The sequence below is a fragment of the Chryseobacterium sp. S0630 genome (assembly GCF_024158915.1).
GTDB lineage: Bacteria > Bacteroidota > Bacteroidia > Flavobacteriales > Weeksellaceae > Chryseobacterium.
In genome coordinates this window covers 146,177-170,717 of the sequence record NZ_JAMZGF010000001.1, presented here as the reverse complement: position 1 = coordinate 170,717, position 24,541 = coordinate 146,177, and the positions used below count along the sequence as shown (strand labels likewise).

General features: G+C 36.5%; 21 protein-coding genes. 7 read left to right on the top strand and 14 right to left on the bottom strand.

All coding sequences use genetic code 11. From position 1 onward, the window contains the following. Window positions 1–89: 89 nt before the first annotated feature. Together NK356_RS00755 and NK356_RS00750 are read right to left on the bottom strand one after the other, a co-directional pair. The gene (locus NK356_RS00755) at window positions 90–566 is read right to left on the bottom strand and encodes a DinB family protein (RefSeq protein WP_253315942.1); all 477 of its coding nucleotides are present in this window, start codon (window positions 564–566) and stop codon (window positions 90–92) included. A gap of 194 nt (window positions 567–760) precedes the next feature. Further along, the gene (locus NK356_RS00750; protein ID WP_253315941.1) at window positions 761–2,452 is read right to left on the bottom strand and encodes a hypothetical protein; all 1,692 of its coding nucleotides are present in this window, start codon (window positions 2,450–2,452) and stop codon (window positions 761–763) included. 305 nt (window positions 2,453–2,757) lie between these two features. Between NK356_RS00750 and NK356_RS00745 the strand changes: the two genes are divergently transcribed. Then, complete coding sequence (locus NK356_RS00745) at window positions 2,758–4,953, top strand: glutamine synthetase III (RefSeq protein WP_034691727.1); 2,196 nt, start codon at window positions 2,758–2,760, stop codon at window positions 4,951–4,953. Window positions 4,954–5,292: 339 nt separating this feature from the next. Further along, window positions 5,293–6,003 carry a C40 family peptidase gene (locus NK356_RS00740; protein ID WP_034691730.1) on the top strand — a complete coding sequence of 237 codons (711 nt, stop codon included), beginning with the start codon at window positions 5,293–5,295 and terminating at the stop codon, window positions 6,001–6,003. A gap of 197 nt (window positions 6,004–6,200) precedes the next feature. On the opposite strand, the gene NK356_RS00735 is transcribed toward NK356_RS00740, so the two are convergent. The 6 genes from NK356_RS00735 to NK356_RS00710 all read right to left on the bottom strand — a co-directional run bounded on the left by NK356_RS00735 (window position 6,201) and on the right by NK356_RS00710 (window position 12,548). Further along, window positions 6,201–6,782 (bottom strand): pentapeptide repeat-containing protein, encoded by a 582-nt coding sequence (locus NK356_RS00735; RefSeq protein ID WP_253315940.1) that lies wholly within the window; start codon window positions 6,780–6,782, stop codon window positions 6,201–6,203. 90 nt (window positions 6,783–6,872) lie between these two features. Beyond that, window positions 6,873–8,102 carry a rod shape-determining protein RodA gene (rodA, locus tag NK356_RS00730; RefSeq protein ID WP_034691736.1) on the bottom strand — a complete coding sequence of 410 codons (1,230 nt, stop codon included), beginning with the start codon at window positions 8,100–8,102 and terminating at the stop codon, window positions 6,873–6,875. Then, window positions 8,099–10,144 (bottom strand): penicillin-binding protein 2, encoded by a 2,046-nt coding sequence (locus NK356_RS00725; protein ID WP_253315939.1) that lies wholly within the window; start codon window positions 10,142–10,144, stop codon window positions 8,099–8,101. Before NK356_RS00725 ends, rodA begins: the two co-directional genes overlap by 4 nt. Further along, the gene (locus tag NK356_RS00720; RefSeq protein ID WP_002982456.1) at window positions 10,141–10,647 is read right to left on the bottom strand and encodes a hypothetical protein; all 507 of its coding nucleotides are present in this window, start codon (window positions 10,645–10,647) and stop codon (window positions 10,141–10,143) included. The genes NK356_RS00725 and NK356_RS00720 overlap by 4 nt, the downstream gene beginning before the upstream one ends. Beyond that, the gene (gene mreC / locus NK356_RS00715) at window positions 10,640–11,494 is read right to left on the bottom strand and encodes a rod shape-determining protein MreC (RefSeq protein WP_034691743.1); all 855 of its coding nucleotides are present in this window, start codon (window positions 11,492–11,494) and stop codon (window positions 10,640–10,642) included. Before mreC ends, NK356_RS00720 begins: the two co-directional genes overlap by 8 nt. Before the next feature lie 28 nt (window positions 11,495–11,522). Further along, the gene (locus NK356_RS00710; protein ID WP_002982450.1) at window positions 11,523–12,548 is read right to left on the bottom strand and encodes a rod shape-determining protein; all 1,026 of its coding nucleotides are present in this window, start codon (window positions 12,546–12,548) and stop codon (window positions 11,523–11,525) included. Window positions 12,549–12,953: 405 nt separating this feature from the next. Here NK356_RS00710 and hemA point away from each other — a divergent pair, with 405 nt between their 5' ends. From hemA to hemE, 4 genes are read left to right on the top strand one after another with little or no spacing between them, the layout of a single operon-like run. Beyond that, the gene (gene hemA / locus NK356_RS00705) at window positions 12,954–14,228 is read left to right on the top strand and encodes a glutamyl-tRNA reductase (protein ID WP_034691745.1); all 1,275 of its coding nucleotides are present in this window, start codon (window positions 12,954–12,956) and stop codon (window positions 14,226–14,228) included. Beyond that, window positions 14,215–15,123: a hydroxymethylbilane synthase gene (gene hemC / locus NK356_RS00700; protein WP_253315938.1), complete on the top strand. Its 909-nt coding sequence runs from the start codon at window positions 14,215–14,217 to the stop codon at window positions 15,121–15,123. The genes hemA and hemC overlap by 14 nt, the downstream gene beginning before the upstream one ends. A 41-nt stretch (window positions 15,124–15,164) precedes the next feature. Continuing rightward, window positions 15,165–15,848 (top strand): uroporphyrinogen-III synthase, encoded by a 684-nt coding sequence (locus NK356_RS00695; RefSeq protein WP_034691750.1) that lies wholly within the window; start codon window positions 15,165–15,167, stop codon window positions 15,846–15,848. Between the two features lie 47 nt (window positions 15,849–15,895). Continuing rightward, on the top strand, window positions 15,896–16,927 hold the full coding sequence (gene hemE, locus NK356_RS00690; RefSeq protein ID WP_034691752.1) for a uroporphyrinogen decarboxylase: 1,032 nt from the start codon (window positions 15,896–15,898) through the stop codon (window positions 16,925–16,927). A gap of 79 nt (window positions 16,928–17,006) precedes the next feature. Here hemE and NK356_RS00685 read toward each other — a convergent pair whose 3' ends face one another. Further along, on the bottom strand, window positions 17,007–17,828 hold the full coding sequence (locus NK356_RS00685) for a T9SS type A sorting domain-containing protein (RefSeq protein WP_253315937.1): 822 nt from the start codon (window positions 17,826–17,828) through the stop codon (window positions 17,007–17,009). Between the two features lie 149 nt (window positions 17,829–17,977). On the opposite strand from NK356_RS00685, the gene NK356_RS00680 reads away from it, so the two are divergent. Then, window positions 17,978–18,103, top strand: a complete 126-nt coding sequence (locus tag NK356_RS00680; RefSeq protein ID WP_034691757.1) for a hypothetical protein — start codon at window positions 17,978–17,980, stop codon at window positions 18,101–18,103. Window positions 18,104–18,159: 56 nt separating this feature from the next. Here NK356_RS00680 and NK356_RS00675 read toward each other — a convergent pair whose 3' ends face one another. From NK356_RS00675 to NK356_RS00655, 5 genes are all read right to left on the bottom strand, one after another. After that, window positions 18,160–19,380, bottom strand: a complete 1,221-nt coding sequence (locus NK356_RS00675) for an aminotransferase class V-fold PLP-dependent enzyme (RefSeq protein ID WP_034691759.1) — start codon at window positions 19,378–19,380, stop codon at window positions 18,160–18,162. Window positions 19,381–19,643: 263 nt separating this feature from the next. Continuing rightward, entirely contained in the window at window positions 19,644–20,291 is a 648-nt protein-coding gene (locus NK356_RS00670; RefSeq protein ID WP_034691761.1) for a 50S ribosomal protein L25/general stress protein Ctc, read from the bottom strand. A gap of 56 nt (window positions 20,292–20,347) precedes the next feature. Further along, window positions 20,348–21,286, bottom strand: coding sequence for a ribose-phosphate pyrophosphokinase (locus tag NK356_RS00665; protein ID WP_034691764.1), 939 nt, complete (start codon window positions 21,284–21,286; stop codon window positions 20,348–20,350). A gap of 85 nt (window positions 21,287–21,371) precedes the next feature. Further along, window positions 21,372–22,931: a G-D-S-L family lipolytic protein gene (locus tag NK356_RS00660; RefSeq protein WP_253315936.1), complete on the bottom strand. Its 1,560-nt coding sequence runs from the start codon at window positions 22,929–22,931 to the stop codon at window positions 21,372–21,374. 12 nt (window positions 22,932–22,943) lie between these two features. Then, window positions 22,944–24,182, bottom strand: a complete 1,239-nt coding sequence (locus NK356_RS00655) for an OmpP1/FadL family transporter (protein WP_034691769.1) — start codon at window positions 24,180–24,182, stop codon at window positions 22,944–22,946. Window positions 24,183–24,541: the final 359 nt, after the last annotated feature.

The following is a 24,541-nucleotide window of genomic DNA, read 5'->3' as shown; positions in this document are numbered from 1 at the left end:
GAGTTATTCTGAGGTTTTATTCTGTTTGTTATGGTTTTAGATGGATTTTAATCTGTATTGTTAAATTCTTTTTTGGAAAATATAAATGGTTAGTTTGATCTGCTTTTCAACAGTTTTTTAATTAAAGTAATCTGCCCCAGATGATAGTAGCTATGCTCAATCATTCCGTCGATATTTCTTCGGTAAGTTCCATATTTTTCATCTACGAAAACCTCATCAAGTTTGGAATCCGGCATTTGTTCTAATAATGTGGCAAATTTTTCAGAATCCGTCCAGAGCTTATTCAACAAATCTTCCCATTGTTGTTGAGATTCTATGGGAGGAAGATCAAAACTGAATTTATCTTTAATCTCAAGATCTCCTCCTTCAAAGACATTGACAATTCCTGCAATATAATAATCAATATGAAAAGTGAGCATAGCAATGGTATTTAAAGCATCTACTTTTGTTACCGCCTGTTCCCAGCTCACCTCTGAAAGCTGATCTTTAAAATTCGTATTAGCGATCCAGAGACCATCCAGCAGAACCTCTCTGAATCTTTTGACAAGTTGTGAAACTGAGCTCATGGATATTTTATTTATGTTTCCTAAAGATAGGTTTTTATTTAAACACAAATTTCACCAATGAAAACCACTATTTTAAACACAATAACATAGTGCAATTTGTGCAAAAAAAATTGTGATATTCGTGTTTAACTAATTACAAAAAAACCTCAAATACAAAAAGTATCTGAGGTTGATATTATAATATTGAATTACAATTATTTTTTAGCAGAAGCTTCTTTCTTACCACTTCTTAAAATCTTTTCAAGGATTCTTAAAGTGATCAGGTACGTTGGTTTTACTCCTGTAAGACCTAATCCTCCTGAAGATAATGTACTTCCTGTTTCCAATGGATTATCAGATGCATAATAAGCATACATTACAAACAGATCCGGTGAAATATGGTGTCTGATCTTGGATGCTACCTGAATGGCTTTCTGGTAGTGTGCTCCTTCCATTTCAAGACCAATTGCTTTCCATGAAGTATTCATAAAGTACAATAGAATATCTTTATTCTGAAGAGAAGTTCCCAAAACAGTAATCATTGGCCCTTCAAAAGCTTTTAATTCATCATCTTTAAAATCTTCAAGTTTTAAAGCATTTTCAAAAGGATAGTTATCTGCAGTTCCTTCAAAGATATGAGAAGTAGGAATCATGATATCTCCTTTTTCTCCCGTAAGAATACCTGCTTTCCCCATAATGGAAACAGATTTTACATGCATCATATATACTTCTCCTTTATGTTCAAAAGGTCTAAGTAATTCATCCATTACTTCAAAAGCCTGTTCTCCGAAAGCATAGTCAAAAACCATTACTACATCATCTCCTCCGAACTTGCAGTCTGCAAATGGTGTATTCTTCAGGTCTGTTTTGCTGAGGTCTATGATTTGAACATCAATATTACTTCCACTCTTGTCTGCAATATGGATCATTCCTTCCTCCAAAGCATATTTTGAAACTTTATCACGAAGTTCTTTCTTGTTTGAAATCTCTTCGTATAGTTTATAATCCACCTCGTGGTGTTGCTTCTTTTTAAGGGCATTATTGGCATACAGCATATTTTTCACCGAGTGCATATTGGCTGAAATAATATGAAGCGGACGCATGTGGAGATTGTTTTCAAATAAAACCTCTTTCACTTTGTTCGCCCATTTTTCTCCAAAATAGTGGTGACCTACTCTTTCTTTTAATATAGAACTGAAATGAATTTCTCTTTCTCTGCTTCCTTTCGCATCATCAAGACTTACTTTTGCTAAGTTGTAAATGATTTTAAACAGACGATCCGGATTGTGATCATCACCAAAAGTATTATAAGCTCTTAAAGTCTCATCAAAAGATCTTCCTATTAAAGAAGAAAGATGAATAAGTGCTACTTCTTTTTCTTTTCTGCTGTATTTCTTTTCACCCTTTACTACTTCTTCAATAATTTTGAAGGCACGTGTCGGCTTCCAGTTCTCGTCCTGAATGAATGCCAGATTACGGATTTTGTCAGCTTCTATAAAAAGGAAAGTAAGGTGGGTAAGAATGTCATAAATTTCGGAACGGCCCAAAAGAACCTCAATATTCATCTGGTGTTCGTCTATTCTATAACAGTTTCTTCTTCTTTTCTTGGGAACAATAGGTTCGAAACTTCCTTTATCAAACCCTTCATCAGATGTAAGATGAATAAAAGCGCATTCTTCAATTCCTTCCGGAAGCCTGTCTAGTACATACATCAAACCGTCAAGTTCCAATTTACTTGGAATATTCATGGTTCCGTAAATTTCCGGATTGATGGTCTTTAACAAACTTCTGATACTCTCTCCTGAAACTCCGCCCGGCTTGAAAAATCCTCTATAAAATAAGTGTCTCATAGAGATGTATAGTCTTTCAATAGCCTCTGTGGTTTCTCTTGCTCTAGAATTTGTCATAAAATAAATTTCACACAAATATACAAAATCTTTGCCCACTTTATTTTAACTGTCTTTTAATAAGTAGCTTAATCTCGTAGAATTATTGTAAATTGTACTCCATATAACACATTTATATTTCTACCTTAGAAAACGGGCTCAGAATCTCATGTTTTAAGCAATAAATCAAAAAACACCCCGTTAAAAAAACACCAAACATCTGTTTAAATTATATAAATTTTCAAAACACCCCTAATTTTTTTAGGGTCAAAATGTTTTCGATTCATTTTTTTCGTAAATTTGCCCTGTAAAAAATCAACCCAATTATGTCAACCTTAAGATTCAAAGCATTAGAAACCCTTCCATTTAAGGATTTCAGAAAAGACAACTCTGTTGAGATCCCTGCGAAATTATCAGAGCTATTCTGCAAAAATGTTTTCTCAGAAGAAACCATGAGAGAATATTTAACGAAAGAAGCATTCGGTTCTATTATCGACGCTATTAAAAAAGGAACTAAAATCCAGAGACATATTGCAGATCAGGTAGCTGTAGCAATGAAAGACTGGGCAATGAGCAAAGGTGTAACCCACTACACGCACTGGTTCCAGCCTTTAACAGGTACTACTGCAGAAAAGCACGATTCTTTCTTCACTCCAATTGAAGGAGGTAGAGCAATCGAAAGATTCAGTGGAAACATGCTTATCCAGCAGGAGCCAGACGCATCGTCTTTCCCTAACGGAGGTATCAGAAATACTTTTGAAGCAAGAGGTTATACAGCTTGGGATCCTACATCTCCGGCATTCATTATGGGAACTACATTATGTATTCCTTCTATCTTTATCTCTTATACAGGAGAAACATTAGATTACAAAGCACCTCTTTTGAGAGCTTTGAACGCTGTAGATGAGGCTGCGACTAACGTAATGCAGTATTTTGACAAAAACGTAACGAAGGTAACGCCTACTTTGGGTTGGGAGCAGGAATATTTCCTTGTTGATTCAGCATTATACCAATCTCGTCCGGATCTTGTATTAACAGGTAAGACATTATTAGGACATTCTCCTGCAAAAGGACAGCAGCTTGATGACCACTATTTCGGTTCTATTCCTACAAGAGTAATGAACTTCATGAAAGAGCTGGAAATCGAATGTATGAAATTGGGTATCCCTGCAACAACAAGACACAACGAGGTTGCCCCTAACCAGTTCGAGCTTGCACCAATGTTTGAAGAAGTAAACGTTGCTGTAGACCACAACTCTTTGTTGATGGACATCATGGCAAGAGTAGCCCACAAACACCACTTCCACATTCTTTTCCACGAAAAACCATTCGCTGGAGTAAACGGAAGCGGAAAACACAACAACTGGTCTTTAGCTACAGATACTGGTGAAAACCTTTTAAGCCCGGGAAGAAATCCAAAGAAAAACTTACAGTTCTTAACATTCTTTGTTAACACAATTAAAGCGGTTCACGAATATGCAGACCTTTTAAGAGCAAGTATCGCTTCTGCAAGCAATGACCACAGACTTGGTGCTAACGAAGCTCCTCCTGCAATCATCTCCGTATTTATCGGAAGTCAGTTGTTCAGTGTATTGGAAGAACTTGAAAAAGTAACCAACGGAAAACTATCTCCGGAAGAGAAAACAGAATTAAAATTAAATGTAGTTGGAAAGATTCCTGAAATCTTGTTAGATAATACTGACAGAAACAGAACTTCTCCATTTGCATTTACAGGAAATAAATTTGAAATCAGAGCGGTAGGTTCTTCTGCAAACTGTGCAGAGTCTATGACAGTAATGAACACTATTGCTGCAAAACAGCTTAATGATTTCAAGAAAGAAGTGGATGCTTTAATTGAAACAGGTCTTAAGAAAGACGAAGCGATCTTCAATGTATTGAGAGAATACATCAAGCAGTGTAAAAACATTATGTTTGAAGGAGACGGATATTCTGATGACTGGGCGAAAGAAGCTAAGAAAAGAGGATTGAACAACCTTAAAACAACTCCTGAAGCTTTAAAACAGGAAATGGATAAGAAATTCTTAGATCTATATGAAGAAATGGGAATTTTCAACCACAGAGAAGTTGAGGCAAGAAACGAAATCAAATTAGAGAAATATTCTACAGTAATTGATATCGAATCAAGAGTATTAGGTGACATCGCAAGAAACCACATCATTCCTTCTGCATTAAATTATCAGAACAGATTAATTGAAAATGTAAAAGGTCTTAAAGAAATCTTTGGTGATAAAGAATTCAAATCTTTAGCAAAAGAACAAATGAGTTTAATTACAAGCATTTCTGAAAATGTTTCAAAAATTAAACTTGGTGTTGAAGAGCTTCTAAAAGCCAGAGAAACAGCCAAAGGTATTTCAGACAGCCAAAAACAGGCAGAAAGCTATTGTAACAAAGTAAAACCATTATTTGATCCGATCAGAGAAGCTTCTGACGCATTGGAAATGATGGTGGACGATGAGCTTTGGCCGATGACAAAATACAGAGAAATGTTGTTTACAAAATAACGTCCTGTAAAGTTCCATATTAGTTTAAATTCCTCGGTTTTCCGGGGAATTTTTTTGTTTTATTAACAGCCCTGAAAATTAGAGTTTTATATCACGAAACCTGATATCTAGAAGAAAATCGATTGAGTTTGTTAAAGAATCTTAATAAAAAAAACCGCACACTTACCAAAAACAGGCTGTTGCGGTTTATTTTTCTTTAACATATGTAAATTATATGTTAAAATGTGTTAAAATAAGATCCTGACAATTATCATATCAGGGGTCTTTTGCTCGGAATCTCTACTTTTGTAATGCTTTTGAAAATAAATATTCCTTTTTAACACGGATAATCAAATATATATGAAGAAAAGAGTTTTGTTTTATTTAGTTGCTTTAGTTACTACAGTTTCTTTGCAATCGTGTGCTACAAATTATGTGGTTTCAAAACCAGCAACTTACACAAAAGAATACAAAACAGATGCCAAACTAGCTTCTATAGATAACAAAAAAATGGAGCAGGATAAGCAAAAACTTATCGACTCATTCCTTGCTGAAAAGGCTGCATCTATCGCTAGTGCTAAAAAAGCAGTTAAGAATTCTGAGATTGCAAAAGCAATCAAACATAATAAAACCATTGACGGTATCCTTGAAGAAGCTGAAACATACCTTGGAACTCCTTACAGATATGGAGGAACAACCAGAAACGGTATCGATTGTTCAGCTTTCGTTCTTTCTGTATTCGGAGCAGCAGCAGGTCTTAGCTTACCTAGAGTAGCAGCTTCTCAGGCTCAGGAAGGGGAAAGAATTGAAAAAGGAGAGCTACAGAAAGGAGACTTAATCTTCTTTTCTCACGGAAGAAGAATTTCTCACGTAGGTATTGTAGAAAGTGTTACTGAAGAGGGTGAGATTAAATTTATCCACGCAGCAACATCAAAAGGAGTAATGATTTCTTCACTGAATGATTCTTATTGGGGACCTAAATTCAGATTCGCAAAAAGAGTGATCAACGAAGAAGGAGAAGCTTACAATAACTTAGCAGCTACTACTCTTACTACACCCGCAAATTTTTAATTTTATAAATAATTGATTAAAATAATGAAGCCATCAGAAATCTGATGGCTTTTTTATGTACTCATCTTTGGTAGGTTTTGGCTAAAGCCAATGGAAATAGCTGTTAAAGAGAAAAGCGGGTTAAAACCCGCTCCTATTGAATGAATATTATATTTTATATTCCTAAATTAATATGCTCAACGAACAGCTTTCAAAGATCAACTGTTTTTATCAATTTCAATATCTAATTTATACAACAGTCCATAGATTTCAGAAAGGGAAAATTTAGCCTTTTTAAGCTTATTTAAAGCCGGATCTATCGAATAGTTAACCGATGTCCGGAAATCTGCCTTTTCGAGGTTTGTAGCGTCAAAAACAGCGCCTGAAAGATCACAGTTACTAAAGACTGAATTGGACAAATCACATTCACTAAAATCGACCTCAATTAATTTGGAATTTTTGAAAACTGTTTTCTTAATGGATGTCTGATAAAAAACTGAATTATGTAAAGCGCTTCCCTCAAACCTAAAAGATAATCCGAATGCATTACATTCATTGAACTGAAGCCCGAACATTTTACATTCTTTGAAGATCACGTTATGGAATGCTGTTTTTACCAATTTTGCCATGCTGAGGTTGCACTCGATAAACTCACAATCTGTAAAGCTGAAACCAGATAGGTTTCCATACTCAAAATTACAGTTTCGGAATGTGCAGTTTTCGTACTCACTTTTTTCTAAAGGAAGTTGCGTGAAATCTTTGCTCTCGAAATCTTCGTCTGAGAAATAGGATTGTTTCATAAAATTGTGTTGATGAAGTTTTGATTTTGAAAACGAATGGTCAGCAGAACAATGATAAACTTCCATCATCCAGCTTCCACCCTCACTCTTTTACACCAAACTATTCTTATCCGAATAATTAAGCTTAAAGAAGATAAAAGTCATCATCGAGAAAGCCAATAAAGAACTTCCTCCGTAACTGAAATACGGAAGCGGAATCCCAACAGTAGGGAAAAGCCCCATAACCATTCCTAAATTGATTGAAAAGTGCATCAGCAGGATTGAGGCGAAGCAATAGCCAAATACCCGGTTAAAAGTAGACTTTTGCTGTTCTGCCAGATAGTAGATTCTTCCGATATAAACCATATAACACAGGATAAGAACTGCACTTCCTACAAAGCCCCATTCTTCTCCTACGGTACAAAAGATATAATCTGTTTCCTGTTCCGGAACAAATTTCCCCTGGGTAACTGATCCTTCACGGTATCCTTTCCCCCAGATTCCACCTGATCCGATGGCTGTTTTGGAATATAATAAGTTGTATCCGGAAGTATCTCTGAACGCCTTTTCACCTTTGTAAAGAACCTCAATTCTTTCTCTCTGGTGTTTTGGCAGTTTTTCTAAAATATAAGGAGACCCAAAAGCCAGTCCGCACAATATAAGAATTGAACCTGAAATTCCTGAAATAGAAATGACATCCCATGACATTCTATGGTAATTCATAGCAATTAAAACACCGGCAATCACTAAAACTGCTACGGCAACATAAATGGGAGGAATAGCCAGCGAGATCAGAAAAACTCCGGCGAAAATAAATCCTATACCGAATAGAAGACCACTCAATCCTTCTCTATATAATGCAATGAAAAATGCAATGAACACTAGCATAGAACCTACATCCGGAATAGCCAGAACGACTGCTGCAGGAATCCCTATAATAGCAAGGGCAGTCCAGATAGATTTTTTATTTTTAATATTAAAATCCGGGCTAGAAACAAAATTGGCCAGCATCAAAGCTGTACCTATTTTTGCAAACTCAACGGGCTGCATGGTAAAACTTCCAAACTTATACCAGTTCTTTTGTCCCAGAATCTCTTTACCAAACGGGAAAAGGCCTACTAATAACAGAACACCACCTATATAAATAATACCAGCCATATTCTCAAAGAATTTGCTTCTTCCTACGAATATAACAAGCCCTACAAATACAGAAATACAGAAAAAAACCAATTGCTTCTCTCCTAGTTTCTGGTCAACACTGTAAATATTTGCAATGGCAAAAATGCAAAGCAGGAAATACAGCCCAAGGCCCAGTTTATCTATTCCTTCTGTCCATTTCATTGCTTTACAGGTTTTTTAGCAGTGTTATTCTTTTTAGTTTCCTCTTCTATTTTCTTTTGTAGCTTAGCCTTTTGCTGTTTTACCAACTCCAGACTGTCCTTTATTCTCTTTTGTTTGATGGAATCAGGTTTGGGATCAACATATAATCCTTTTCGTTTCAAATCTGCAATCCATTGTCTTTTATATTCAGGCATGAAACTCGAGGTAATCATTTTTTTGTAAAGATTTTCTCTTTTCAAATCACCTGTAATATATTTTTCAGCAATCACTGTACAGGCTGGTCCTGCCCATGTAGCTCCAAATCCGGCATGCTCCATTACGGCTACTACAACAATTTTTGGCTTATCAGCAGGAGCAATCAATACAAAGATAGAGTTATCCTTTCCTTGAGGAACCTGTGCTGTACCTGTCTTTGCTAATTGTGTAAAATCATTCGATTTCAGTCCTCTTGCCGTTCCTCTCAACACTACAGCCTCCATACCTTTAAGTACCGGTTCGAAATGTTTTGGATCTACTAAAGTCTGATGTTTAACTTTAAATCTCGGATCAGGATTGGGTTTCCCATCAATTCCTTTTACAATATGAGGCGTATAATACCATCCTTTATTAGCAATAGCAGCTACATAATTGGCCAGCTGAATAGGAGTTACCAAAACATCTCCCTGCCCCATTCCATTATAAATAGCACCGGTGGACATTTCATCCCAGTTTTTAAAATCAGTTCTCTGAGAACCGCTTGCCTTCATGATCGCTTTAAATCTTTTTTCGTAAAAATCTCCTGAAGGTATTCTACCCCTTGCACCAACGGCAAAGTCATTATTTAAAAATTCTCCAACTCCGAAGCTGCTCATGATTTTTTTCCATTCATCAACCCCTTTTGAAGGGTTTCCCGGATATTTTTTGATGATGGCAATAAAGGCATAGGTGAAAAAACAGTTACTGGAAACCTGAATAGAAGGAATAAGCGGATCTGCTCCACCATGACCTTTAATTCTTTTTCCTTTATAGAAGAATCCTCCTCCACACGGGAAAATAGTTTTCTCATCCATCACACCCATCTGCATTGCCGCTAGAGCAGTCAATAGTTTGAACGTGGATCCAGGAGGATATCCTGCCTGTAGAGCACGATCAAAAGTAGGTTTATTTTCGTAAAGCGTATCTTTTGAAAGAGCGTATAAGTTTTTTGATTTATAAGGTCCGGTGAAAAGGTTTGGATCAATATCCGGTCCGGTTGCAGCCACTAAAACTTCGCCATTATTAGGATCTAAAGCTACAATTGCACCGTGTTTGTTGACCAGCATTTCTTCTGCCGTTCTCTGAAGGTCGTAATCAATGGTTAAGGTAATATCTTTACCCGTAATTACATCTTTATCCAGAGATCCGTTTTTATAAGAACCAATATTACGAAGTCTGATATCTTTTTGGATATATTTCACTCCTTTTACTCCGCGGAGTTCTTTTTCGTAGGATTTTTCAACACCTGTTTTTCCAATAAAGTCTCCAGGTAAATAGTAGATAGAATCTTTTTTGATATCTCTTTCGTTCACCTCACTGGTGTACCCCAAAAGGTTTCCGGATGTGGAAACTTCGTACTGGCGCTGAGGTCTTGATACAATATTAAATGCGGGATACTTAAAAATAATTTCCTGAACCCTTGCAATGTCTTCTCTGCTGAGGTCTTTAATGAAAGTCATCGGGGTAAGCTTAGAATAATACTTCTCCTTTTTGATTACATTGATTCTATTGATAAAATCCTGTTTTGTAATTTTCATTAAACTACAAAAAGCCAGTGTATCAAAGTCAGGTTTCATCAAAGCCTGAGTAAAAGAAATTTCATAAGCAGGCTGGTTACCCACCATGATTTTACCATTTCTATCAAAAATCACCCCACGCTGAGGGATAACATATTCAGTTTTAATGGATGTATTGGCAGCGTTCAACGCATAACGGTCTGTAAACAACTGCAAATAAGCAAGCCTCGCCACAAAAATAAGGGCGATGATAACGAGGATGGAAAAAATTTTTAAATAACGTGTGTTCAAACTTTTTGTTTGATTTTAAATATTAATGCGTAGATGACTATAAAGATAAATGAAATTACACTTGTCACCAACACATTAAATAATATTTCAAAAAACCTGCTAAACTTAAAGAACTCGATATACTGTACTAAAAGCTGATGCAGGAAAATACTTGAAAATAAAAACAGCAAAAACTGCGCCCATTGAAGGGACTGGAATGAGAAAAAGTCCGTAGACGTATCTGTGGAAGTCCTGAAGATCAACGTTCTGAAATAAGCGATTAACGTTGTTGCAAATGCATTGATCCCCCATGAATAGAGGAAACCGTCAATAGACAGCCCGATTAAAAAGCTCAATGCCAGGAACTGAAATTTATTTCTGAAAAATGGATAGAACATGACAAACACAGGATATAATACCGGAGTATATTTCCCGAAAAGGGTAATCCTGTTCAATACAAATATTTGTAATGCAACCAGAAAGATCATGATCAATATATCGGTAAATAAAGTCCTGCTAATCATTTTCTTTTTTTATTACAGCCTGCATAGTGTCCTGAATCTTCTGCACTTCTGCTTTCTTAAGATTCTTCACTACATACACTTTATTCAACGCTCCCATTTTTTCACTCAGCTCTACGGAAATATCCCAGAAGCCGGTTTTATTGTCTACAGAATATCCTGCGATAGTACCGATAGTAACACCTTTAGGGAAAATAGCAGATTTACCATCAGTAACAACGGTATCTCCTACTTTCAGAGCAACATATTTTGGAATATCCGCCAGGTGCATCACCCTTGAGTTATCTCCATTCCATGTTAAAGTACCAAAATACCCTGAGTTTTTAAGTGCTGCATTAATTCTGATCTTGTTAACACTTAACACGGATTGAACTAATGCATAACTATCTGTAGAATTGATTACAATTCCCGCAATACCTCTTGGCGCCATTACTCCCATTTGAGGAAAGACTCCATCTCTACGGCCACGGTTGATTGTAAAATAGTTATTTCTTCTGTTGATACTGTTGAAAACAATTTCTCCATCAACAAAAGTATAGATTTGCCCTCCACCAATGGTATCATGAACTCTTTTGAAAACAGGATTTTTTTCTCCGTCTTTTCCATAGAGTTCAGTCATAAGGGCTTTATTCTGAACCACAAGATCTTCATTGATCTGTTTTAGCTTCAGATAAGAAACTCCTTCATCAATATATCCGGAAACCCAAGAATTGAACGCAGCCGTTTGGCCTGCAATCCAGGATTTCTGCATGGCATTTCTTGAGAATATCAAAACCAGAGCAATAATTTGCAGGAATATAAAGAAGACGAAAAGAGTATTCTTCGAAAATAATCTCAGCAAAAATCCCATTCAGATATAAAGTCGTAAAAAGTTAAAATTATTTAATTAAGAAATTGAACTTATCCATATTCTTAAGGGCAATACCTGTTCCGCGAACTACAGCTCTCAACGGATCTTCAGCTACAAATACAGGAAGACCTGTTTTCTTGTGAATTCTGTCCGCAAGACCTCTTAATAACGCTCCTCCTCCGGCTAGATAAATACCTGTTTTGTAAATATCAGCAGCCAATTCCGGTGGTGTAAGAGATAATGTTTCCATTACGGCATCTTCAATTCTGATGATTGATTTATCTAATGCACGGGCGATCTCTTTGTATCCAACCATAATTTCTTTAGGCTTACCTGTAATAAGGTCTCTACCCTGTACCGGGATGTCTTCGATATCTACATCAAGATCTTCTACTGCAGAACCTACTTCAATTTTGATTCTTTCAGCAGTTCTTTCTCCGATATAAAGGTTATGGTGAGTTCTTAAGTAATAAGCAATATCATTGGTAAATACGTCTCCTGCAATCTTCACAGATTTATCACAAACGATACCTCCTAAAGCTACAACAGCAATTTCCGTAGTACCACCACCTATGTCGATGATCATATTTCCTTCAGGCTTTTGAACATCAATCCCAACCCCAATTGCCGCTGCCATTGGTTCGTAGATCAACCTTACTTCTTTTGCATTTACTTTCTGAGCAGAGTCTCTTACCGCTCTTTTTTCAACTTCAGTAATACCAGAAGGGATACAGATTACAATTCGTAATGCTGGTTGAATGAATTTACCTTTGATTCCAGGAATTTTCTTGATGAATTCCTTGATCATATGTTCAGAAGCGTGGAAATCAGCAATAACCCCGTCTTTCAAAGGACGGATGGTTTTGATATCCTCGTGAGTTTTACCCTGCATATGCTTGGCTTGCTCTCCGACGGCAATCGGCTTACCCGATGAACGTTCAATTGCAACAATTGAAGGTTGATCTATAACAATTTTATTATTATGGATGATTAGGGTATTAGCAGTTCCAAGGTCTATCGCAATTTCTTGCGTAAACATATCAAATAAACTCATATTTTTCTTCTGATTTTAAGTTTACAAAGATATAAATTTAACAGTACTAAAGAAATTTCCCACCAACTTAATTTGGTTAAAATTTTATTAAAATTTATAATTCTTTATTAACTTTCAATTTAGATATTTACAGAGTTTGATTTCAACTAAAATTAATGGGATGTTAAATGGGCAAAAAAGGGAAATTACAAAAGGGTAAAAAGACTACGAAAACACAGCATTGAAGACCAAAATAAAAACTTTAAAACACCAACAATTCTTTTCCAACACGGAATTTTATTATTTTACTGTTTTGTCTTTCCGCCAGAAACGCCTTTTTCTTGCCTTTTATAGTTTTTTACGATAATTATCATATACACTATCTGAGAGAGGTTAATTAAAAAAATCGTAAATTTGCGACTGCTTATGTTACAGTATTCCAACATTCATCGAACGTCAAATTTTGCCGTGCTTTCAATAAGCTACGAGAAAGCCGACGTAGAAACGAGAGGAAAGTTTGCATTCTTTGATGAGAACATCAAAAACTTTGTTTCCAGGGTCCATCAGGAAGACCTGGGTGATGCATTTGTTGTTTCCACTTGTAACAGGACCGAAATTTATACCACATCTCCCAATTATCTTTTAGTTGCTGAAGAGTATTGCAAAACCATTGGAGTACAACTTACAGATTTTCTTCAGTTTGCCAATATTCTTACCAAAGAGGAAGCTTTGATTCATCTTTTCAGAGTGGCAGCTGGCCTTGAAAGTCAGATTATCGGAGACTTTGAAATTATCGGACAAATTAAAAAAGCATACAGCCGTTTCAAAAAAGAAAGACAAAATTCAAATCCTTATCTGGAGAGAGCCATCAATGCGGCTATTCAGATTTCGAAAAGAATAAAAAATGAAACCGGCATTTCCAATGGAGCAGCTTCTGTTTCCTATGCTGCAGTTCATTATATTTTAAACAGCCAGAAAAGAATTACTGAAAAAAACATTCTTCTTTTGGGTGTAGGTGAGATAGGACAGAATACCGTTGAAAATCTGGTAAAGCATGTTTATCAGCCAAAAATTAAAATCGCCAACAGAACTCAGGAGAAAGCTGAAAAGATTTCCCAGAAATATAATATTCCTCACGTTGATTATTCTGATTTTGACCAGGAATTAAAAAATACAGATATTCTTATTGTGGCAACAGGGGCAAAGCATCCTATTGTCAACCAGTCTCATTTCCCTAATGGAAAAGAAACACTGATCATTGATCTTTCTATTCCTCATAACGTTGAAAAGAATGTTACCGAAAATAAAAACGTAACGCTGATTGACGTAGATGAACTTTCAAAACAGATTCAGGAAACGATTCAACAGCGAGAAAGAGAAATCCCGAAAGCTGAAAAAATCATTAAGGAACTGATGAAAGATTTTATTGAATGGGAGAAAAAGAGAAAACTGGCACCTAATATTCATCATTTCAAAGCAGTTCTAAAGAACATGGAACGCAATGAAATGCATAATTTTTACAAAAAAAATAAATACATAAACATCACGGACATGGAACTTTCTGATAAAATGATCCAGAAAATAACCAACCGTTTTGCAAAATATATCATCGATAACCCTTTAAAAGCCGAAGAAATTAGTAAATTAATGCACGAAATATTAGTTGAACAACCAAACAACGAATTCAATGAAAAGCATTAGAATCGGAACGAGAAATTCCGCACTTGCACTTTGGCAGGCTAGAGAGGTTGCGAGGCACCTTCAGAACAACAATTATTTAACGGAAATTGTTCCTATCGTTTCTTCTGGCGATAAGAACCTTAATCAGCCACTTTATTCTTTAGGAATTACCGGGGTTTTCACAAGAGACCTTGATATCGCCTTATTGAATGATGAGATTGATATTGCCGTACATTCTTTAAAAGATGTTCCTACTCAATTGCCTCAAAATATTGAGATGATCGCTTACCTGGAAAGAGATTATCCACAGGACATCCTGATCAGAAAAGAATCTGCAAGGAATAAAGAATTCCATGAGCTTAAACTTGCTACCAGCAGTTTGAGAAGAAGAGCTTTCTGGCTGAGAAATTATCCGACGACTGATTTCTCGGATATCCGTGGAAATATTCAAACCAGACTTCAAAAACTTGAAGACGGAGATTTCGATGCTACGATTTTATCTTTGGCAGGCATCAAAAGAATGAAAATGGAAATTGATTACGAAATGCTTCCATTAATGATCTGTGCGCCTTCACAAGGTGTAATCTCTGTAGCCGGACATACTGACAAACCGGAAATTAACGAAATTGTAAGTCAGATCAATCATCAACAGACTCAGATCTGTGTAGAGATTGAAAGAAACTTCCTGAGTACTTTAGAAGGAGGCTGTACTGCACCTATCGGAGCATTTGCAGAAATCATCGGCGATCAGATCCGTTTTAAAGCAGCACTTTGCTCTTTGGATGGGAAAAACTGCATTGCTGTAGATGAAAACTTTGTATATACTCCAACCGAGAATTTTGGAGAAAAGTTTGCAAAAGTTGTTCTTGAAAACGGAGGAAAAGAATTAATGGCAGAAATCAAAAGCCAGATTTAAAAAACCTCCATCATCCAGCTTCCAGCTTCAAACCTCAAAACATGAAAATCTTATTTACCAAAAATATAGACCAGACAATTATATCCAAAGAATTAGGAGAGGATATTTCGGTTGACTGTGTGGAGGTAATTAAGACCAAACCCATCATGATCAGTCCTTTTGAGCTGAAAAACTATTCTCTGATTTTCACCAGTGTGAATGGAGTTGCTTCTTTTTTTAAAAACAGATTCAAACCCAATGAGAATTTTACAGCCAAAAATTATAACAAGATCTACTGTGTAGGAGAAAAGACCAAAAGAGAGCTGAGGAAAAATGGCTTTGGGACATTTAAGGTCCTGAAAAATGCTGAAACCCTTTCCAGATTCATTATCGGAAAATGCCAGCACGAACAGTTCCTGCACTTCTGTGGTAATCTTGCCATCAATGTTCTGGACAAAGACCTTCCGTTACAAAACATTAAGTACAAAAAAGTTACCATTTATAATACTGAGGAAATCAATCCGGTAATAACTGAAAAATATCATGCCGCAGTATTTTTTAGTCCGAGCGGAGTTCGTAGTTTTGCAAGGCGAAATTCTCTGGAAGGCATGAAGCTTTTTTCAATTGGCGAAACCACTTCCGGTGAGCTGAGAAATTATACGCAGGAAAAAATTTTTACTTCTGAAGAAAATACATTGACATCTATCTTTGCATTGATCAGAAAAGAAATCGGAAGTAGAATTTAGAATATCTGTTACCGAAATATTGCCGGTAATATTAGTTACAATAGATTATGATAAAAAACGACCTATATTTAAAAGCACTTCGCGGAGAAACCGTTGAAAGACCTCCTGTCTGGATGATGAGGCAGGCTGGAAGATATCTGCCGGAATTCATTGCTTTAAGAGATCAGTATGATTTCTTTACAAGATGCCAGACCCCGGAGCTTGCAGCTGAGATCACTCTGCAGCCTATCCGCAGATTTCCTTTGGATGCCGCGATTCTGTTTTCTGATATCCTGGTAGTTCCACAGGCAATGGGAATTGATTTCAAAATGAAAGAATCTGTAGGCCCATGGTTAGATACTCCTATCAGAACAATGGAACAGGTTCAGAATATTGAAACTCCGGATGTGAATGACACTTTAGGTTATGTTTTTGATGCTATTGAACTTACGCTTCAGAAGCTGGACAATGATATTCCATTGATCGGTTTTGCCGGTTCTCCATGGACTATTCTTTGCTACTGTGTAGAAGGAAAAGGAAGTAAAGCTTTTGATATTGCAAAATCTTTCTGTTTCCAACAGCCTGAAGCAGCACATTTATTATTACAAAAAATTACAGATACTACAATCGCTTATCTGAAGAGAAAAGTAGAAAAAGGAGTTTCTGCAGTACAGGTTTTCGATTCTTGGGGAGGAATGCTTTCTCCTACAGATTATCAGGAATTCTCATGGCAGTACATCAACCAGATTGTTGAAGCATTAAGCCCGCTTACTCATGTTGTAGTATTTGGAAAAGGATGCTGGTTTGCGTTAGAAGATATGACTATGTCTAAAGCTTCTGCTCTTGGTGTAGACTGGACTATTAAACCTGAATTCGCAAGAACTTTGACAAACCATACGATGACGCTACAGGGAAATTTTGATCCTGCAAGACTTCATTCAACACCTGAAACCATCAAGAAAATGGTGAATGAAATGATCAACCGTTTTGGAAAAGACAGATACATTGCTAATTTAGGACACGGAATTCTACCGAATGTTCCTGTTGAAAATGCTGAAGCATTCATCAGAGCAGTGGTTGACTGGAAACCGAATGTATAAGATTAATTCTTTTGAAAATATACAAAACCCTTATAGGCATTCTATAAGGGTTTTTTGTTAGAATTATTTTTTTCAGTGATTATTCCTTCATCACTTTCTTCTTAACAACTTCTCCATCATGATTAATAATCATTATAATATAGATTCCTTTTGGCAGATCTGATAAGTCATAGGAATCAGATGCTTTGTTAAATGTTTTCACAAGCTTCCCTGACTGATCAATCACAGAAATCTTTTCAAATTTATTTTGAGCGCTTTGCTTAATATAAAGATTCCCTTTCACCGGATTCGGATATACATTTATATGATCAGCGTATGAAACCTCTGAAGTTGCCAAAACACCACTTGTAATCATCACATTATCTACTACCACACCGTAAGAATAGTCTCCGGCATCATCATAAACAAATCTTAGTTTAAAAGCAGCATTGGCATAAGGTGTCAAATCTATATTTGCTGCGGCAGCATAACTCGTTACTACATATGAAAAGGTATTAAAATCAAGATCCCATACCCCTGCTTCCCCTGAAAAGGTAAAAACCTGAATCCAGGAAGTTCCATTGAAGACTTCAACTTTTAAAGTAGAATCAAGATCATAAATCATATTGGCATAATTGAATGACAGCTTTGGGTTCACCACTCCGGTAAGATTAATCACAGGAGAAATCAGCCTGGCATTTGTAACAACTCCGGTTGGACCGGCATCATCATCATCAAAAAAAGCCGCCCCATCGGGAAAGCCTGCGAAACCATTCTGCGCACCCACATTCCAGTTATAAGAGTTATCAGGGTTTTCTACCGTCCACCCAGTCGGCAGAGTATTACCATTGAAGTTTTCAGAAAAAACTTGCGCATTACATATCCCGCAAATTGATAAAAAAATAATAAATAGTTTTTTCATAATAAAATATTTGATGTTTATATAAAATTAATGAATTATTTTCCACAAAACACAATTATACATAAAATCAATACATTACATTAATTCTAAAAAGAATGAGAATTTTTATCTATAATTTATACCTTTATATCTAACCAAAATCATTTCATATGAAAAAGCTGAACAAACAAAAAATGAAAAGCATTATGGCAGGAGGAGAAATCTGCCTTGAGTGTGCTATCGGGTATTATCAGGTGATTATTGATGGAAAATGCTACTGCATTCCCATCGACTAATAAAAAAAGCAGCTCAACAGCTGCTTTTATTTTATATGATAGAGATTCTATATTGATTAGCTCAACATTCTCTGTGCTTTTTTAACACCTTCTACCAAGGCATCAATTTCTTCGAAAGTATTATAAACAGCGAAACTTGCTCTCACTGTTCCTGCAATATTAAAGAAGTTCATAATAGGCTGTGTACAGTGGTGTCCTGTTCTTACAGCAATTCCCATTTTATCAAGGATCATCCCTACATCGGAGGCAATTCCCACTCCTTCCAGATTAAAGGATACAACCCCCGTTCTATTTGCTTTTTCACCATAGATCTTAATACCATCTATTTCTAAAAGCTGTCTTTGCGCATATTCCAATAGAGCATTTTCATGATTCTGAATATGGGTATGCCCTATTTTATGCATGAAATCAACAGCTGCACCTAAAGCAATATTTCCTCCTACATTGGGCGTTCCTGCTTCATATTTGAATGGAAGACCTGCATAGGTAGTTCCTTCGAAAGAACATGTTGCAATCATCTCTCCTCCTCCATGGAATGGTGGCAAAGCTTCTAGTATTTCACGTTTTCCGTATAAAATACCTGTTCCCATAGGAGCGTACATCTTATGACCGGAAAATACAAAGAAATCACAATCCATTTTCTGAACATCAATATTGAAATGCGGAGCAGACTGAGCACCGTCAATAACAACATAAGCATCCGTATTTTTTCTTGTTTTCGCAATAATCTCTTCAATAGGATTCACAATACCTAGCGCATTAGAAACCTGATTTACAGAAACGACCTTCGTTTTTTCACTTAAAAGCTGATCAAAATGATCCATCTGAAGGATTCCGTTCTCATCAATCGGAATCACACGAAGTTTTGCTCCGGTTCTTTCACAAAGCATCTGCCAGGGAACAATATTAGAATGGTGCTCCAGATATGAAATAATGATTTCATCATCTTTCTGTAGCTTTTGTGTTAATATATAAGCAATGAGGTTCAACCCTTCTGTTGTACCTTTTGTAAAAATGACTTCAAAATCATGTTCAGCATTGATGAATTTCTGAATCTTTCTTCTTGAAAGCTCCATTTCTTCTGTTGCCAGCTGGCTCAATGTATGAATTCCTCTATGAACATTGGCATTAAGTTCTGTATAATATGCGTGACAGACCTCCAAAACTGAATTTGGTTTTTGGGATGTAGCTGCATTATCCAGATAAACCAAAGGCTTACCGTTCACTTCTCTGTCCAATATAGAAAACTGGCTTCTTATTTCCTGAATGTCAAACATTTATTTATTTTTTAAATTAAAACGGTCTTATTTAGAACTCTTCAAATTTACGGCTTTTTTTCCGAAAGGAAGCATGTGGTCGGGTACTGATCATTGTCAGTTGATAGAAATATTCGATAGTTTAAGGTGGAGAAAGACAATAAAGCAAAAAGACAAAATTAAAAGTAATGCATTAAGCTGTTTTGTCGATTTTACTGAGACTCATTATCAAATAAAAAACCCGCCAAAATGACGGGTTCTTATATTGTTTAAATAAGCAATTCTTATTCTGCTGCAGTTTCAGCTGCTGCTTCAGGAGCTGCACCTTCTTCAGTTGCAACTTCTTCTTCATCCTCATCATCTTGCATTGCTGCACCACCTTTCATTGCATTTCTAGACATCTTAACAGCAACTACTACTGCGTTGTCTGGGTGTACGAAAGAGTAACCTTCTGTTTTGATGCTACCGATGTAAAGTTTGTTACCAATTCTTAATGGAGTAACATCTACAACGATTTCGTCAGGTAGGTTAGCAGGGATAGCTTTTACTTTTAGTTTTCTGAAAGACTGACGTAAAACACCACCAGCAACAACACCTTTAGAACGTCCAGTAATTCTTACAGGAACCTCCATGATAACTGGCTTATCGTCAGATAACTGATAGAAGTCGATGTGAAGAATTTTGTCAGTAATTGGGTGAAACTGAATATCTTGAAGAACTGCTGGAATTGTTTTTCCGTCAACTTCAATAGATACCGTGTGTGCTTCAGGAGTGTATACTAATCCTTTGAAAGCGCTCTCTTCAGCAGAGAAGTTCAAAGGTGCTTCACCTCCATAAACAACACAAGGAACTAATTCAGCATCACGTAAAGCTTTTGTAGACTTTTTGCCCACGCTTTCTCTTTTTGTACCTTGAATTGTAATAGATTTCATTTATAAAAAATTTAAAAAATTGTTCTAATTTTAATTTGCAATATGCTTTAAATCAATTAAATAACAAACTTGCTGCTAATTGATTTGTGCTCGTGAACCATTGTCATAACATCTGCAAATAATGGGGCGCAAGATAGCACTTTTATTTTAGATGACAAATTATTTTTAACAGGAATTGAGTCAGTTACAATAACTTCCAAGAGTTTTGAGTTCTCAATATTCTCGTAAGCCTTACCTGAAAGCACTCCGTGAGTTGCCATAGCCCTTACTGTTTTTGCTCCTTTTTCAATTAAGATATCAGCTGCTTTACAAAGTGTACCTGCAGTATCAATCATATCATCAATAAGGATTACGTTTTTACCTGTTACATCCCCGATAAGGAACATTTCTTCTACAACGTTTGCTTTTTTTCTTTCCTTGTAGGCAATTACTACTTCAGCCCCTAAGTGACCGGCATAGTTTTTCGCTCTTTTTGCACCTCCCATATCCGGAGAAGCAATAGTAAGATTATCAAGCTCTAAAGATCTGATATAATCTACAAAAATACTGGAAGCATACAGATGATCTACCGGAATTTCGAAGAATCCTTGAATCTGATCTGCGTGAAGATCCATAGTCATCACTCTTGTTGCTCCCGCTGCTGTAAGAAGGTTAGCAACTAGTTTAGCACCGATCGGCGCTCTTGGTTTGTCTTTTCTGTCCTGTCTGGCAAGTCCGAAGTAAGGAATTACTACGGTAATGCTCTTTGCAGAAGCTCTTTTTGCTGCATCAATCATTAGAAGAAGCTCTAAAAGATTGTCTGCAGGAGGGAATGTAGATCCAATCAGGAAAACTCTTCCTCCTCTTACAGATTCGTCCAAAACAGGCTCAAATTCCCCGTCGCTGAACTCCTGAAAGTTGATTTTTCCTAATTCTTTCCCATAATTCTGGGCAATTTTCTCTGCCAAGTCCCTGCTGGTTCTTGTACAAAATAGATAACTTAACTGATCGGCCATTTTTACTTTTTAAAAGATTTTGCAAATTTAAAAAAAAACCACAAGATTTACTCTTGTGGTTTCTAAGTTTTTATTTTATCAATTATTAAGGGAATTTAACTCCTGAATATTTGTTCGGATCTACCTGTGGAAGTGTAGACTTATATTTAGCATTGATAGACTTGATAAATTCATTAGCAACAATACCGTATCCACGTCCTGTAAGGTGAACTCCATCCAGAGAGAAAGCTCCTCCTGTTACAAATTTCGCAGTATATTTTACTCCGTCATAAGAAATCCCGGATTGTCCATTCAGTTCCAACATTTTAGTACCAGCATCTACAAATGCTAACCCATAAGAATCAGCAAGCGATTTGATAGAGGTATTATATGCAGTTGTTGCTGTTTTCACATAGCCGGCTTCTGTTTTTGTTAATACATGCTGGTTTTGTAATGGATAAGAAATTCCATAAATATTTACCGGAGGCGGAACTCCAGCCGCAGTACTTCCAATTACAGAGCTTGTTGTAAGCAAAATATAATCATCTGCAGTCGCCTGTCTTGCCTGGCCAAAGATCTGACCAAAAGCAGCAGCTGTCGGCGCTCCCAAAGAAGGAGTTAAAGCAGCGGTAAGCTGAGCAGATAAATCTGTCAAAGCAACATCTTTAATTAAAACAGGGTTTGGACCTGTAGCAGAAAGTAAATTAATTCTATCCCCAGCTCCAAAAGCAGTAAGAGCTTGCTTCAAAGGACCATATAAACTCGTATTAAGAGTTGTCAGGTTTGAACCTAAAAGAGCAGGCGTCAAAGGGTTATAAGGTACCGTAGTAAAGAAAGGAACTGAAGTAACAGAAGGAATATTAGCAATAACCCCTTTTGTTGTCCCTACACTTTTAAGACCATCTAAAACTGCCTTAATAGATCCAGCTACTAATGCAGGATCAGAGATATCATTAGATTTATACGTTGTAGGATTGGTATTTCCTGTCTGAACTGTTGCTGCTGTATAAGTGGTAACACCAGCTACGGTCTGTGAGTTTGTTCCTCCGTTCGTAGCATAAGATAACACATCATTATTACCAATCCAAAGAGAGAAAAATGTTGCTTTCTGAGCCATAGCATCAGCCAATACACTTGTAGTAGCAGAAGAAGCAAACCTTACAAAATAAGGATTAGCTGTACCCATTGCAAGCCCGGCCTGGCTACCATATCCAGGCGCTACCAGGTGGAATGACTTGGCACCAGGAACCCCCATGTTATTATAAGTACCTCCGCCAGATAATACATCCAACGCAGCTGCTGCCCCACTTGGCACAGGAGCTAAAGATCCATTAACAACCTGAAGAGTTAATTTTCCTGGGAAACCCGGAAGATTGTTGAACCCACCTACGTCATTAGGCATTAAAGGTTGTTTAAAGTCTCCTCCACCTGCCAATTTCATCTGTGCAGCGATCATACTTGGATAAGATTCATTCTGGCCACTGCTGTAAAGCGCACCATCACGATATCCTGAAGTAAGAGAGTTTCCTAATGAGATATATTTTGAAAAGTCCGCCTCTCCTTTTGTTACCGGGATATCTTTCACGTCCGTATCGAAATCTGTATTACAGCTTACTGTAAAAAGAAGTGCAGAAACTGCAATTGTCGATATTATAATTTTTTTCATAGTCTTCTAAAATTAAAATGGATTATAAGATAAACCTAGACCTAAGTAAAATGCTGTTGCTTTCGACTGTCCGTAGAAACCTAGATTAGCATTATTTACATTTCTGTATTGAGGCATTGCATATCCTCCAGCAATATCAATTCCGAATTGTTTCAGCTTAAAGCCTATCCCTCCTGTAACAACATACGTATCATATGAAGGTGTTTCCGGAATAAAATTATCTGTTGTATAAGGTGCTTCATCATAATAAGCTCCCAAACGTCCGTAAATCATATTGGTGAATGCGTACTGAGTTCCCAATCTGAATGTTTTGGAATTCCTGAAGTTTTTAGGACTTGTAAGAACTGTTGGATCTGATGGGTTGTTTCCAATAGGAGCATTTTCGAAATCCAGGGTAAGCTTACTGTACCTTTCCCATCCGTGATAGTTAAAGTCAGCAGAAACCTGCCATTTTGGTGTCACCTTATAAGTTAAACCAATGGTATATTCTTCAACCAATGGTAATGTTGCTGAGAAACCATCTTGTCCGGCAGCATTCAGCTTAAGTTGATTATAAATAGATTGAGAAGGGAACTGGAATGTAGCTGTACCATTCTTAGCTTTCATATCTATTGCTGAACGGTAGGCAATACTCACATCTAATTTCGGATCAGGTCTGAAGTAGAAACCGAAACCATATCCGTGTCCGCTTGCTTTTTTATCATTGATATTTACTTGTCCTCCAAATTGCGTAACTGCTTTATCCCAGTCTACAACTCCTTTTGCATAGATATAGCTGGCACCAAAAGATACCCATGGAGCTAGTTTTACAGAAACCATTGGCTGGAAGTAGAAACTTTTAAGTTCTAATTTCTGAACCATTTCTTTGCCTTCCCAGTCATTCGGCCACTTAATTGTACTTCCAAAAGGCGTTGTTACACTTAGACCTACGGTAAGCTTTTCTATCGGTCTATAAGTAATTGCGGCATAGAAAGGAGTTCCTACAGGGTTATCTGTTTCTGTACTTTGTAAAGTATTGAAGTTTTGAAAAGTAACCTTGTTACTTGCTGCAAACCCTCCTGCCACTACACTCAGTTTGGAAGGGATAAATGACATACCCGCCGGGTTAAAGAATGTCACACTCGCGTCTTCGGCATGAGCACTAGTATGCGCCATTGCCAATTGTTTTACCCCTTGCAGGGAAACTCTAAAGCCACCTGCGTAAGATAGAACTCCCGCCAATAAAGCAGTTGATACTAATATTTTTTTCATAGACTATTATTATATAAGCCAAATATAAAATTATTTTGAATACATCTGTTAATATTTGCTAATATTTTAAACAATATCCTAAAAGAAAACTATGTTTAAAATAATAACTCAAAGGAAATAAACCACAAAATAATCATTATGAAATATTTAAAGAGATTAAAAAACCAAAAACCATCTATTGTTTAATTTTAAACAAATGTTTAACATTAAGTCATAACAACCTCAAAGAACACAAACAGGAAAGTAAAATGATAATAAATGTTAAATTAAACAGAGTTGGAATAAAAAGATTAAATTAAAAAAATCTATGCCCTTTACATCCTTAATAGCAGCTCTTAACGATCATTCTGACTCAAAAC

What these genes read in the sequence shown, in the direction of transcription:
- NK356_RS00755 (WP_253315942.1), bottom strand. Translation starts at nt 566, where the DNA reads ATGAGCTCAGTTTCACAACTTGTCAAAAGATTCAGAGAGGTTCTGCTG.
- NK356_RS00750 (WP_253315941.1), bottom strand. Translation starts at nt 2,452, where the DNA reads ATGACAAATTCTAGAGCAAGAGAAACCACAGAGGCTATTGAAAGACTA.
- NK356_RS00745 (WP_034691727.1), top strand. Translation starts at nt 2,758, where the DNA reads ATGTCAACCTTAAGATTCAAAGCATTAGAAACCCTTCCATTTAAGGAT.
- NK356_RS00740 (WP_034691730.1), top strand. Translation starts at nt 5,293, where the DNA reads ATGAAGAAAAGAGTTTTGTTTTATTTAGTTGCTTTAGTTACTACAGTT.
- NK356_RS00735 (WP_253315940.1), bottom strand. Translation starts at nt 6,782, where the DNA reads ATGAAACAATCCTATTTCTCAGACGAAGATTTCGAGAGCAAAGATTTC.
- rodA (WP_034691736.1), bottom strand. Translation starts at nt 8,102, where the DNA reads ATGAAATGGACAGAAGGAATAGATAAACTGGGCCTTGGGCTGTATTTC.
- NK356_RS00720 (WP_002982456.1), bottom strand. Translation starts at nt 10,647, where the DNA reads ATGATTAGCAGGACTTTATTTACCGATATATTGATCATGATCTTTCTG.
- mreC (WP_034691743.1), bottom strand. Translation starts at nt 11,494, where the DNA reads ATGGGATTTTTGCTGAGATTATTTTCGAAGAATACTCTTTTCGTCTTC.
- NK356_RS00710 (WP_002982450.1), bottom strand. Translation starts at nt 12,548, where the DNA reads ATGAGTTTATTTGATATGTTTACGCAAGAAATTGCGATAGACCTTGGA.
- hemA (WP_034691745.1), top strand. Translation starts at nt 12,954, where the DNA reads ATGTTACAGTATTCCAACATTCATCGAACGTCAAATTTTGCCGTGCTT.
- hemC (WP_253315938.1), top strand. Translation starts at nt 14,215, where the DNA reads ATGAAAAGCATTAGAATCGGAACGAGAAATTCCGCACTTGCACTTTGG.
- NK356_RS00695 (WP_034691750.1), top strand. Translation starts at nt 15,165, where the DNA reads ATGAAAATCTTATTTACCAAAAATATAGACCAGACAATTATATCCAAA.
- hemE (WP_034691752.1), top strand. Translation starts at nt 15,896, where the DNA reads ATGATAAAAAACGACCTATATTTAAAAGCACTTCGCGGAGAAACCGTT.
- NK356_RS00685 (WP_253315937.1), bottom strand. Translation starts at nt 17,828, where the DNA reads ATGAAAAAACTATTTATTATTTTTTTATCAATTTGCGGGATATGTAAT.
- NK356_RS00680 (WP_034691757.1), top strand. Translation starts at nt 17,978, where the DNA reads ATGAAAAAGCTGAACAAACAAAAAATGAAAAGCATTATGGCAGGAGGA.
- NK356_RS00675 (WP_034691759.1), bottom strand. Translation starts at nt 19,380, where the DNA reads ATGTTTGACATTCAGGAAATAAGAAGCCAGTTTTCTATATTGGACAGA.
- NK356_RS00670 (WP_034691761.1), bottom strand. Translation starts at nt 20,291, where the DNA reads ATGAAATCTATTACAATTCAAGGTACAAAAAGAGAAAGCGTGGGCAAA.
- NK356_RS00665 (WP_034691764.1), bottom strand. Translation starts at nt 21,286, where the DNA reads ATGGCCGATCAGTTAAGTTATCTATTTTGTACAAGAACCAGCAGGGAC.
- NK356_RS00660 (WP_253315936.1), bottom strand. Translation starts at nt 22,931, where the DNA reads ATGAAAAAAATTATAATATCGACAATTGCAGTTTCTGCACTTCTTTTT.
- NK356_RS00655 (WP_034691769.1), bottom strand. Translation starts at nt 24,182, where the DNA reads ATGAAAAAAATATTAGTATCAACTGCTTTATTGGCGGGAGTTCTATCT.